Source organism: Hydrogenophaga laconesensis (assembly GCF_031457235.1).
GTDB lineage: Bacteria > Pseudomonadota > Gammaproteobacteria > Burkholderiales > Burkholderiaceae_C > Hydrogenophaga > Hydrogenophaga laconesensis.
In genome coordinates, this window is record NZ_JAVDWE010000013.1 from 161,930 (window position 1) to 173,794 (window position 11,865).

11 protein-coding genes are annotated in these 11,865 nt (G+C 66.8%); 1 reads left to right on the plus strand and 10 read right to left on the minus strand.

The window, feature by feature from the left end; all coding sequences use genetic code 11:
• Positions 1-142: 142 nt before the first annotated feature.
• The 6 genes from J2X09_RS20550 to J2X09_RS20575 all read right to left on the minus strand — a co-directional run bounded on the left by J2X09_RS20550 (position 143) and on the right by J2X09_RS20575 (position 5,817).
• Positions 143-958: a crotonase/enoyl-CoA hydratase family protein gene (locus tag J2X09_RS20550; protein WP_204735133.1), complete on the minus strand. Its 816-nt coding sequence runs from the start codon at positions 956-958 to the stop codon at positions 143-145.
• A gap of 2 nt (positions 959-960) precedes the next feature.
• On the minus strand, positions 961-1,590 hold the full coding sequence (locus tag J2X09_RS20555; RefSeq protein WP_204735134.1) for a TetR/AcrR family transcriptional regulator: 630 nt from the start codon (positions 1,588-1,590) through the stop codon (positions 961-963).
• A gap of 113 nt (positions 1,591-1,703) precedes the next feature.
• Positions 1,704-2,678, minus strand: a complete 975-nt coding sequence (locus tag J2X09_RS20560) for a PDR/VanB family oxidoreductase (RefSeq protein ID WP_204735135.1) — start codon at positions 2,676-2,678, stop codon at positions 1,704-1,706.
• A gap of 47 nt (positions 2,679-2,725) precedes the next feature.
• The gene (locus J2X09_RS20565) at positions 2,726-3,505 is read right to left on the minus strand and encodes an SDR family NAD(P)-dependent oxidoreductase (protein WP_204735136.1); all 780 of its coding nucleotides are present in this window, start codon (positions 3,503-3,505) and stop codon (positions 2,726-2,728) included.
• A 6-nt stretch (positions 3,506-3,511) separates the two neighbouring features.
• Positions 3,512-4,495, minus strand: coding sequence for a Bug family tripartite tricarboxylate transporter substrate binding protein (locus J2X09_RS20570; protein WP_204735137.1), 984 nt, complete (start codon positions 4,493-4,495; stop codon positions 3,512-3,514).
• A gap of 47 nt (positions 4,496-4,542) precedes the next feature.
• Complete coding sequence (locus J2X09_RS20575) at positions 4,543-5,817, minus strand: aromatic ring-hydroxylating dioxygenase subunit alpha (protein ID WP_204735138.1); 1,275 nt, start codon at positions 5,815-5,817, stop codon at positions 4,543-4,545.
• 152 nt (positions 5,818-5,969) lie between these two features.
• Here J2X09_RS20575 and J2X09_RS20580 point away from each other — a divergent pair, with 152 nt between their 5' ends.
• On the plus strand, positions 5,970-6,719 hold the full coding sequence (locus J2X09_RS20580) for an IclR family transcriptional regulator (RefSeq protein WP_204735139.1): 750 nt from the start codon (positions 5,970-5,972) through the stop codon (positions 6,717-6,719).
• A gap of 49 nt (positions 6,720-6,768) precedes the next feature.
• Here J2X09_RS20580 and J2X09_RS20585 read toward each other — a convergent pair whose 3' ends face one another.
• From J2X09_RS20585 to J2X09_RS20600, 4 genes are all read right to left on the minus strand, one after another.
• A complete protein-coding gene (locus J2X09_RS20585; RefSeq protein WP_204735140.1) occupies positions 6,769-8,358 on the minus strand; it encodes an MFS transporter in 1,590 nt (529 codons plus the stop codon).
• 52 nt (positions 8,359-8,410) lie between these two features.
• Complete coding sequence (locus J2X09_RS20590) at positions 8,411-9,415, minus strand: 3'-5' exonuclease (protein WP_204735141.1); 1,005 nt, start codon at positions 9,413-9,415, stop codon at positions 8,411-8,413.
• Between the two features lie 415 nt (positions 9,416-9,830).
• On the minus strand, positions 9,831-10,886 hold the full coding sequence (locus J2X09_RS20595; RefSeq protein ID WP_310309182.1) for a fimbrial protein: 1,056 nt from the start codon (positions 10,884-10,886) through the stop codon (positions 9,831-9,833).
• Complete coding sequence (locus J2X09_RS20600; RefSeq protein WP_310309184.1) at positions 10,829-11,773, minus strand: fimbria/pilus outer membrane usher protein; 945 nt, start codon at positions 11,771-11,773, stop codon at positions 10,829-10,831. Before J2X09_RS20600 ends, J2X09_RS20595 begins: the two co-directional genes overlap by 58 nt.
• Positions 11,774-11,865 lie beyond the last annotated feature (92 nt).

The following is an 11,865-nucleotide window of genomic DNA, read 5'->3' on the forward strand; positions in this document are numbered from 1 at the left end:
GGGGCAAGACCCGCCACGAAAGAAGAAACGCGGTCCAGAGGCATCAAGGGTCCGGCTTTGCCGGCCCAAGATGCCGTCCCCCCTCCAAGCGCCGCAGGCGCGCCAGGGAGGGGGGAAGCCGCGCAGCGGCGCAGGGGGGAGTTCAGATCGTCTTGAAATCGCCGCTGCGGCCCAGGCCGGCGGCGAAGCGGCCGGCGCCGGCCGCGCCTTCCTCGAAGTGCGCTTCCACGCCGTTGTGCCATTCGACACGCATGGCCTGGCGCAGCGGCAGGCCGTAGGCCTCGTGCACGGTGCGGCGGTCGGCGCGCACGGCGGCCTGCGGAAAACGGGCGATCTCGCGCGCCATGGCTTCGGCCGCTTCGCGCGCACCGCCCTCTTCCACCACCTGCTCGCACATGCCGATGGCCACCGCTTCCTGGGCGGGCACCTTGCGGCCGGTGAGGATGATTTCCATCGCGCGGCCCTGGCCCACCAGGCGTGGCAGGCGCACCGAACCGCCGTCGAGCAGCGGGATGCCCCAGCGGCGGCAGTAGACGCCGAAGTAGGCGGTCTGCGCCATGACGCGGATGTCGCACCACAGCGCGAGTTCCATGCCGCCGGCCACGGCGGGGCCTTCCACCGCGGCGATGACGGGCTTGGAGAGTTCGAGCCGCGTGGGGCCGAGCGGCCCGCGCGGCGCGGCGTTCGCGCCCTGGGGGAAGGCCAGACCGCGCGCGATGTCCTTGTCGAACTTGTCGCGGTCGGCCAGGGCGCTGGCGTACTTCAGGTCCCACCCGGCGCAGAAGGCACCGCCCTCGCCCCAGAGCACGGCCACCGAGGCCGAGGGGTCCTGGTCGAATTCAAGGAAGGCGGCCACGAGGGCGTCGGCGCTCTCGGGGTCCATGGCGTTGCGGGCTTCGTCAAAGCGGCTGTGGATGATCGTCCAGACCGCGCCGTTCTTCTCGGTTCTCACTGCCATCTTCATGTCTCCTGTGGGCCGGCGGCTCGCCGGCGGGTGGTCAAGGCATGCTCGACGAGCTGCCGGGGGGAAAGCTTGGAGAACTGCAGGCGCCCGGCCTGGTGCAGCACCAGCGTGCCGATGAGCTGCGCGAAGGCGGCCATTGCGTCGGCATCGGGCGGGCTGTTGCGGGTGCGGCGTTCGTGGGGTGAGAGCAGCACCAGGGTGTCGATCAGCGCCTTGTTGAGCGCGCTGTCGTGCGCTTTGCCCACGCCGAGCTTCTTGAGGCCGTTGAAGGCGTACAGGCCCAGGTTCACTTCGTAGGGACGGGCGAGGTAGTAATCCAGAAAAGCTTTTGCAGCGCGTTCGTGGGGCTGGCCAGCGCCTTTGCCTTGTGCGGCCGCGACCACATGGCTGTGCAGATCGGCGAGCGAGGTGGCGAGCAGTTCGGCGTAGATGAGTTCCTTGCTCGCGAACAGCGGGTAGATGGCGCCGGTGGTGCAGCCGGCGCGCTGCGCGATCTCTCGCATGGTGGCGCCCTGCAGGCCGTTCTCGCCAAACACCTCGCTGGCGGCGGCCAGGATGGCGACGCGTTTCATGTCGCGCACGTTGGCCGTCCAGGGGGCGGCGGCGCTGGGTGGCGGGGTGGCCATGGGGTGTCTCCTTGCGGTGTCTGGTGAATTTTGTATCGCCGGTACGATTCAATAACGTTGTTATTCTGGTGGCAAAAAAGAAGCCGCGCAAGTACCGCGCGGCGTTCAGGCTTTCAGGCGTCGAGCACGAGGCTGCCCGAGCGGCAGCCGGAGACGCAGATCATCATGGACTTGTTGGCGGCGCGCTCCTGCGTGCTGAGCAGGTGGTCACGGTGGTCGACGTCACCGGCAATCACTTTCGTCTCGCACGCGCCGCACACGCCTTCGCGGCAGCTGTACTCGGGGTTCAGGCCGGCGTCGAGCATCGCATCCAGCAAGGCCACGCCGGGCGCGACGTGCACCGTCTTGCCGGATTTGCGCAGCTCCACGCTGTAGCCGGTGGCGGGCACCGAGGGTGCCACGGGCGCGGTGGCGGCGAAGCGTTCCAGGTGCACGTGCGTCTGCCCAAGCTGCTCGCAGGCGCGTTCGTAGGCGTCGAGCATGGGGCCGGGGCCGCAGCAGTAGAAGTGGGTGCCCCTGTCGTGGCCGGCGAGCAGGCGGGGCAGATCGGGCGGCGTGCCGTGCTCGTCGTCGAAGTGGTACTGCACCGACAGCACCGACGGGCTCGCGCTCACCAGCGATTCGACGCTGGCCAGAAAGGCGGCCTCGGCGCGGCTGCGCGCGCAGTAGATGAGGTGTGCGGGTTGGCGCAGCACGCTCAGTCGCTGCAGCATGGCGTAGACGGGTGTGATGCCGATGCCGCCCGCCAGCAGCACGCTCTTCGGCGCGGTCTCGTCGAGCCGGAAGTGGTTGCGCGGCGCGCCGATGGTCAAGGTCTGGCCGACGCGCAACTGCTCGTGCACATAACGCGAGCCGCCCCGGCTGCGCTTGTCATTGAGCACCGCGACCACGTAGCGGTGGCTCTCACCCGGGTTGGTGAGCGAGTAGCTGCGCACCAGACCGTTGCCCAGGTGCAGATCGATGTGCGCGCCGGCCTCGACCGGTGGGAACGCGCTGGCCGGCGCGACGGGCCGCAGCTCGACGCTGGCGATGCCCGTGGCCTCGTGGCGCAGGTTGAAGACGAGCGCCTGCAGGGTGGATGAAGACATGGAAGATGCGGGAAGAAGGCGCCACGCGTGCCGCGTGGCGCCGGGGCTTACATGATGTGCAGCCCGCCATCGACCATCAGCGTGGTACCGGTGATGAAGGACGCTTCGCTCGAGGCCAGCCACACGATGGGCCAGGCGATTTCTTCGGGCGATGCCCAGCGGCCGATGAGCGAGGTGTCCTTCCGCTCGGTCTTGAGCTGCTCGACGCTCTTGCCGCTGGTCTGCGCACGGCCGACGTGGAAGTCGGTCAGCGTGGAGCCGGGGCACACCGCGTTGGCGCGCACGCCGTGCGGCGCTTCCTCGAAGGCCAGGCTGCGCGTGAAGGCGAGCTGGGCGGCCTTGGTCGCGTCGTACAGCGCCATGCCCTTGCGGCCGGTGACGGCGTAGCAGGACGAGACGTTGACGATGGCACCCGCGCCCGACTGCCGCAGCGCGGGCAGCGCCGCGCCGCAGTAGTTGGACATGCCCACCAGGTTCACGCCCACCATGGCCTGCCATTCGGCGGGTGTGGCGTTGGCGGCGGCGGTGTAGTTGCGCATGGCGGCGTTGTTGACGAGGATGTCCAGCCCATCCCACTGCGCAACGCACTGCTGCACGGCGGCCTTTGCGGCGGCCTCGTCGGCCACGTTGGCGGCGACGGTGACCACGCGCGCCGAAGGGATCGTCTCCAGCACGGAGGCCTTCGTGCGTTCGAGAGCCTCAGCGTTGGCGTCCACCAGCAGCACGGCCGCGCCTTCCTGGCAGAACAGGTGGGCGGCAGCGGCGCCGATGCCGGCTCCGCCTCCGGTGATGAGCGCGACCTTGCCAGCCAGTCTGGGTTCACGCATCTGGGCTCACTCCGCCTTCGCGCCGGTGGACTTGATGACCTTGCCCCAGCGTGGGATCTCGGTACCGATCCAGTCGCTGAACTGCTTGGGCGTGCTGGCGACGATCTCGAATTCCATCTCGTGCAGGCGCTTCTGGATTTCGGGCGAGTTCAGGATGCGCACCATCTCGTCGTGGTAGCGGTTGATGATGGCCGGCGGCGTGCCGGCGGGCGCGAGCAGGCCGATCCACGAGGTGGCCTCGAAGTCCTTCAGGCCCGACTCGGCGAGCGTGGGCACATCGGGCGTGCTGGGGAAGCGCTTGGTGCCGGTGGAGGCCAGCAGCTTCAGGCGCCCTTCCTTCACGAAACCCTGCACGTTGCCAGGCACGAAGAAGCCGGCCTGCACGTTGCCGGCAATGAGGTCGGTCACGGCGGGGCCCGCACCACGGTAAGGGATGTGGGTGGCGTGGAAGCTCGCGGCCGACTTCATCATTTCCATGGTGAGGTGTGAGGCGCTGCCCATGGCCACCGAGCCGTAGCTGTACTGGGTGGGGTTGGCTTTCGCCTTGGCGATGAAGTCTTTCACGTCGGTGAAGCCGGCGGCAGGGTTCACCACCAGGTACTGCGGCGCTTTCACGGCCAGCGTGATCGGGGCGAGTTCCTTCATCGGGTCGTACGGCATCTTGTCGAACAGCGTGACGTTGATCGCCAGCGGGCCGTTGTAGCCAATCAGCAGCGTGTGGCCGTCGGGCGCGGAGCGCACCACTTCGAGCGCGCCGATGTTGCCGCCCGCGCCGGGCTTGTTCTCCACCACGAAGGGCTGGCCGAGTGCCTTCTGCAGTTCGGGGCCGATGAGGCGGGCGAGCACGTCGTTGGTGCTGCCGACGATGGGCACGATGATGCGCACCGGCTTGCTCGGGCGCCAGTCGGACGCAGCGGTCTGCGCCCAGGCGGAGGTGGCCGCGCAAGCCGCGAGTGCGACCGTCGCCGCGAGTTTCAAGTGGGACTTCATGGGGTGTCTCCTGAGGTTGTCCGTCGTGGGAAAAAGGGAAATTCGCTTCAGAGGCTGAAGACCGGTTTCTTCGTGGCGTCTGCCAGTTCTTCACGGGCCCAGGCAACCGGGTCCTGCTCCTTGGGCAGCAGCACGCCGGCGGGGCGCACGTGCTGCGCGGCCGGGTCCAGCGCGGGCGGGGTCTGACCCTGTTCCAGGCCGAGCGCGGCTTCGTGCAGCATGCGGCGCGCCATGACGATGGCCTTGTCGGTGGGCAGCAGTTTTTCGGCTTCGTGGTCCTGGATGGTGCCCATGCTCTCCTGCAGCGAATAGTCCTGCGCGGAGAAGCCGAAGACGCCGCTGTACGAGCGCTCGTCGCGCTGCGCCTGGCGGTCCATGCCGTAGTCGTTGTCGCGGTTCTGCTTGGGGATGAAGCTGCCCGGTGCCTCGTACTCGACGTGGATGCCCTTGCCTTCTTCCATGGCGGTGCGCTCCTCTTCGGTGAGCGGGTGGGCTGGCTGCCAGTTGATGCTCCAGGCCCAGCAGCTGTGGTCGTCGATCGGCACCCACACGTGGCCACCCAGCGCGTGCTCGCCGAAGGGCGCGATGAGCGTGAACCAGGGGAACAGCCACTGCGTGATGCGCCAGTAGTACGAATCGGGTTCGCCGTTGCGGCGGCCGAACAGGCTCAGGCCGAAGGACGTCTGTTCGATCTCGAACTTCACGTTGCCGTCGGCCTTGATGTAGTCCAGCGCCTTCACGCCCTGGTGCATCGGATCGGTGTCGACCTCGTAGCGGTGCACGTAGGACACGTGGGCCGTGTCGATGCCGCCTTCCATGGCCTGGAGCCAGTTGCTGTATTGCAGGCGCTTGGAGACGAACACGTGCTCGGGCGGCAGCGTGCACCATTCCAGTTCGGGCGGTGCGGGCTGCTGATCGGCCGGGCCCATGTACGTCCACACGATGCCGCCGCGCTCGACGCAGGGGTAACCCTTGATGTGCATGCGCGCACAGGCCTGCGGCGCGGACGGCACGTCCACGCACTGGCCATTGCCATCGAACTTGACGCCGTGGTACGCGCAGCGGATGCCGTTCTCTTCGTTGCGGCCGAAGTAGAGCGAAACGCCGCGGTGCGAGCAGAACTCGCCGATCAGGCAGGCCTTGCCGTCGGTGTTGCGGAAGGCCAGCAGCTTCTCGCCCAGCAGCTGCACGCGCACCTGCGGCCCATCGGGTTCGGCGATCTCGCTCGACATGAGGGCGGGCACCCAGTAGCGGCGCATCAGGTTGCCCATGCGCGTGCCGGGACCGACGCGGGTGAGCGTTTCAGACATTTCCTTGTTCACTTGTGGGGCTCCGTGGTTTTCATTTGTACGTCTGGTGAGACGCGTGTCCATTCTAGGAACGGGGTTTGATCCATGTCAAAGAAAATGAGCAGCCTGTCCATCAGGCGGACGTATTTCATACAATGCGGCTTCCGATACCCCGGGAGATTCCGATGAGCACCGACAAGAACAACGAAGGCGTGCGGGCGGTGGACCGCGCGCTGGACATCCTGATGGCCTTCCGTGCTGGCGACCGGCAACTGAGTGCCAGCGAACTGCTCAAGCGGGTGGACCTGAGCCGGCCCACGCTGTACCGGCTGCTGCGCACGCTGGAGCTGCGCGGCTTCATCGTGTCGGTGGGCGAACCGCAGCGGTTCCAGCTCGGGCCATCGGTGGCACACCTGGCGCACATGTGGACCTCCGGCCTCGACCTGGCCACGCTGTCGCAGCCCATGATGCGGCGCCTGTGGGAGCAGACGGGCGAGACGGTGGCGCTGCTGGTGCACCACGGCGAGGAGCGCGTGTGCGTGGCGGAGATGCCGAGCGCGCAGCCCCTCAGTTTCAAGCGTGGCGTCGGCCACAGCGAGAAGGTGATCCTCGGCGCGAGCGGGCGTGCCATTCTGGCCTTCGTGCCCGATGCGCTGCAGTACATCGAGGGCCGCATTCCGAAGGCGCGCCAGAAGGCCTACCTGGACGAGCTGGTGCGCATCCGCGAGGCGGGCTACGCGATCAGCCGCGACGAGTTGATCCAGGGCGCGGTGGCCATTGCCGCGCCCTTCTTCTCGGCCGGCTCGAAAGTGGTGGGTTCGCTCGCCGTGTACGGCCCGGGCGCGCGCGTGGACGACAGGCAGGTGAAGCGCATCGCACAGGCGTTGCGGGAGGGCGCGCGCGAGCTCTCGCTGAAGGCCGGCGCTGAAGCCTGACGGCATCGCACGGAGCAGCGCCCGCCAGGGGCAACGGGGGCGTTTTCTTTCAGACCGTGGTTTCCATCAGCGCACGGCTGACGCGGGGCGGCTCATCGCCGAGGTGGAAGGCGAGCTTGCGGTCGCGCAGCGCGACATCGGCGGCCGTGACACGGTCGAAACGCCGCAGGTGATCCGTCCACGACTCGTCGACGATGACTTCGACGAAACGCCCCGGGTCGTTGATGTCGTGCAGCAGTTCCCAGGACAGCGCGCCGTGCCGCAGGCGGCTGCGCCGACTCTCTCCCAGCATGAGGAGCCGGAATTCCGCCGCGCGTGCCGGGTCGATGCGGTACTCGACACTGACCATCACATGGCCATGGCGGGGCGGCTCGGGAATGGAGGGGGCGGGGAAGATGCGCTTGGGCGTGAGGTCGTCTTCCAGCCCGGCATCGGGCATCCAGCGATTGACCGCCGCCATGGCGAGCACGGCGCTGCAGGCGGCAATGCCCAGGCAGACCGGCACGCTGGTCCAGGTGGCGACCTGACCCCAGAGCGCCGCGCCGGCAGCGCTGCCACCCATGATCGCCATCTGGTAGATCGACATGCCGCGTGCGCGCACCCAGTCGGGCAGGCCCATCTGGATGGACACGCTGAGGGTGTTCGCCACCGTGAGCCAGGCCGCGCCGCCCAGGAACATCGCGGGCACGGCAATCCAAAGTTCGTGCGTCACGGCCATGACGGCCATGGCCGCAGCCTGCATGGCCGCACCGCGGAACACCAGGCCGTCGCGGGAGAAGCGCCCGCGCAGGCGGGGCAGGAACACCGTGGAGGCGATCGCGCCCGCGCCCATCGACGCCAGCAGCAGGGTGAAAGTGCCGGCACCGCCGTCCTTCATGCCGCGCGCGATGAGCGCCAGCAGGGCCATGAGCGCCGTGGAATGAAAGAAGAAGAGGAAGATGCGGATCAGCACACCCTTGATGAGGTACGACTGCACGACGTACTGCAGGCCCACGCGCATGGCCGATGCCAGCCGCTCGCGCCCGAGCGGGTTGGGCGTGTGCTCGCGCTTCCAGCGGGTCACGATGAACGCTGCGCCGATGGACAGCAGCGCGTTGAACAGGAACACCCAGGCGCTGCCCGCACTGGCGATGAGCGCACCGGCCAGCAGCGGGCCGATGATGCGCGAGGCGTTCATCGAGACGCCATTGAGCGCCAGCGCCGCCGGCAGCTGCGGACGCGGCACCAGCTCGGGCACGATGGCGGAGAACACCGGCCAGCGCAGTGCCAGGCCAATGCCGTTGGCGAAGATGAGCACCAGCAGCAGCGGCGGCGACATCACGTCCATGAAAATGACCGCGCTCAACAGCGTGGCCACCGCGGCCACCCACAGCTGGGTGAACAGGAAATAGCGCTTGCGGTCCAGGCCGTCGGCCAGCGCGCCGCTGGGCAGACCGAGCAGGAACACCGGCAGCGTCGCAGCGGTCTGCACCAGCGCCACCCAGATCGGCGTGGTGGTCAGCGAGGTCATCATCCAGGCCGCCGCCACCTCGCTCATCCACATGCAGATGTTGGCCATGAGCCAGGTGGTCCACAGCATGCGGAACACGGGCCGGCGCAACGGCGCGATGGGTGAAAGGCTGTCGTCGGACGGGGGCATCAGGGCACTGTAACGGGTCGGTTCCTGGCGAGGTGCGGGCGGGGCGCCCCGGCTAGAGCGGCCGTTGCGACACGGTACCCGGTCGCAAAGAGTAACGCACCTGGCTGTCCAGCGCCTCCACCTCGACCCGCGCAGCCCGTGCGCCGTAGATCTCGGCCTTCAACCATGCAAGTTCCTCTTCCAGTCGGGCCTGATCGGCCAGCGTGCAGAACCACACCCTGGCTTCCGCGTCCCAGCGGTAGCCCCGGGCCTTGAGCTGGTCCTTGGCATCGAACGGCGAACCGTTGGCGCGCAGCCTGAAGCTGGGCGAGGCCGCCGCCGCAATCAGCTGCGCCAGCCCGGTGGACGGCCCCTGCCCCACCGGGCGGGCGAGCACCTGCAGCAGGGCATGGCAGTCCACCTGTGCCCGGTGGGCGTCGTAGAACCAGCCCTGGTCTTGCGCCAGCGACCCCAGCTTGGCCGAATCGGCACCGGCCGCCTTCCAGTCGATGTCCGCAAAGGAACAGGCCCAGGCTTTCTCCGCAAAGCCCGGAAAGCGTGCCTCCACGAATGGCCGGTCGAAGCCAGCGTTGTGGGCCACGATCAGATCGGCTTGCGCCACCAGGGCCTGCACCTCCAGATCGTCCAGCCGATGGCCCCTGACCATGTCATCGTGGATGCCCGTCACCTGCTGCGCCACGGCCGGGATCGGCATCCCGGGATCTTCGAACCCTTCGAAAGGGGTCACCGGACCGAACGGCAACCCCGACACCGGGTCGACATCCACCAGCAGCATGGCCAGTTCGATGATCTTGTCGGCACGGTGCGACAGGCCGGTGGTCTCCGTGTCCAGCACGAGCACCCGCTGCCGGTCAGCCACAGCGGCGGGGCCGCGCGGCGGAAGGCCGAAGTCCGAAATGGGCACCAGCCGGCGAAGCACACGGTAGTCGGCCTCCAGATCCAGCCGGCGCGCCATTTCCTCGAGCGTCAACGTCGAGGCAGGCGATGGCGGTGGCGAGGGTGGGAGCGCGGGTCCGGTGGGGGCGGGTGCGTCGAATTCGAAACTGAACTGATCCATTCCGCAGGTCCCGACGCAAGGCATCGGCGCAAACAAGGGTGCTGGATATTAGCGCTTCCCATCACCTGCATCACCGCTGCGGCATTGAAACCCCGTGCGAACGCAGACCCCGATGCGTGCGCCATGAAAAAGGCCGGGAGCCCGAGGATTCCGTCCTCAAGCTCCCGGCCTCGACCTTGTGCCGGACTGTTGCGGCTCAGAAGTCCAGGTTGACGTTGAAGCCGTACGTCCACAGGCCCGACTGGCTGGCGGTCAGAAGGGTCGTGCTGTTGGCGTAGATGGGCAAGACCACATTTAAGAGCACGTAGGGGACATTTACATATCGGAAAAAAGGTATGAAATATATATGTTTCCATATATATTCTGGCCAAATCAGCGGTCTGGAAAATACTGACGCTGGTGCTCGGCGCCGTGATCAGTGATATGTCAGGGTGTAGGTAAAGACACCCTGGACCAAGCCGCCCGTAAGCGCTCCGCTTCGGCGGATGTAGCGGGCCTCCAGAGGGATGGTGACCGGGGTGCCGTTGGTGGAGGTGGAAATGATGGTCATGTCAGAGCCGAAATTCACCGGCGTGCCGCTGCGCAGGATTTGCAGACCCACGCCCGCCTGGGTGGCAGAGACATTGTTGGTCAGCACGTTGGTCGTGTTGCCCGGCACAGTGTTGTCGGAAAAGCTGGTGTGCAAAGTCATGCCACCATCACAGGTGAGTGAGATGTTGAATGCCTTGGTGCCGGCCACAGCGCCCACGGTGCTCAGGTCGTTGGCGGAAATCGTGTCCAGGGTGACGGTCTGAACGGATGAGTGCACTGCGCAGGCAGGCGAGTAGACGACGCCGGTGTCGGTCACGGTGCGGCTTACCCGGGTGCTGTTTGAATCGAGGCGGATGAAGGTGGAGCGGGTGCCAAGGTTACCTGGCGTGATGGCTCCCGCCGCGATCTTGACCAGTTCAAGTTTCATCGTGTCGCTGTAGCTCAAAGCCGCTCCCGTCGAGGTGTTCGCCGCAACAGTCTGGTTGGCGGAATAGGGCGGTGTGGACGTGGGCCCATTGCCGTTGGTGGAGGTCATGCCCGTGGACGAGGCCGCTCGGGTTATGCGCACCCCGATGCCGGGATTGTCGGTGGCCAGCACGTCTGAGTACGCGGTGCTGCGAGATGTGGGGATCTCGTAGACCACACTGTGGCGCACCCCTCCTGCGGCAGAGCAGCTCACCGTATATGGGATCGTCCGTGTGGCCAGTACGGTCCCGATGGGGGCTGAGGAGGGCACCGGAACGTTCCCAAAGTTGATTGCCGTTGTCGATGGAAGACTGGTGGTGCATTGCGCCTGTGCAGCTAGGGCGCAAAGACTCAGCAATAGAGCCAACATCCATCGCAAACCCGTGAAATTTCGGGACATTTCAGTTCTGCTCTTGTTCATGACACACTCTTTTCGCCGGCCCTTTGCGGCGCCATCATGGTTCTGGCGATGCATCGGCTCGTTGGCATGGGTTGATACGCGGGCGCAGCCTTGTCTGCCTTGGCATCGCCGGGGGGCTGCGAGGTGTAAGGCATCGAGCATTGCTGCCCCGCACCCTCGCCCCATTTCACGGTGAGTTGTCCGGCGTTTTCCGTGATCCGTGCCTCCGCTTTGCCCGCTTGCCCCACGGCACCCACTTGTTCGCCTTTCTCGTTGATTACGGTGGCACCGAACGGAGCGGGGCTGCCATCTTCCAGCACGGTCTTGATCAGGATGACACGTCCTGCCGGTACGGTGAAATTGAACGCAGCTACCGCGCGCGCGCGTGGCGCAGCCTGCAGGTTGGTGTTGTCTACCTGCGTGTCCAATGATGCTTGTGAGAAGTCCAACTCCACGTTGTTGAGCTGGTAGGGAAGCAGGTGCGGAATAACGGTGTAGCCGCGGCTGTCGACGGTCGCGGCTTGCGCTCCAAGGATCCGCACATCCTGTCCGTTCTCCACCTTGACCAGTCCGATGGTTTCACCGAGGTACGGGGCCAGAGTGAGGCCTCCGCCGTGTGCCACCATCCCGCCAGACGCGGAGATGCCTAAGGATTTGTAGCCACCACCGCTGCTGATGTTGGCGCCAAGTTGCGCCAGTGGCGCCTGGTAGTTGATGCTGGCCGAGCTGTTCGTGCCTTCACGGGTGTGCGCGGTGTAAAGACCCCAGCCTGCGCGGTTCTCTGCGCCGAACGAGCCGGAGAGGCTCGCCTGCTCTGCGGTGCCGGTCACGTTGTCGTGTTGCACGAACGTCCGCGCCTGTATGGTGCGACCGGGTTGCGAATCCAGCGGTAACGTGAAACCAATGGAGAACCGGTTGACTGGCGCCTGCACGCCGCTCAAGGTCTCGCGCGTGGCGCTCATGCGCCTGCGCCCAGGCCATGAAGGCGCGGCTGGTGAACTCCGGGCCGTTGTCGGTTCGTACCGCCTGCGGATACCCACGAAACAGCGCAGCG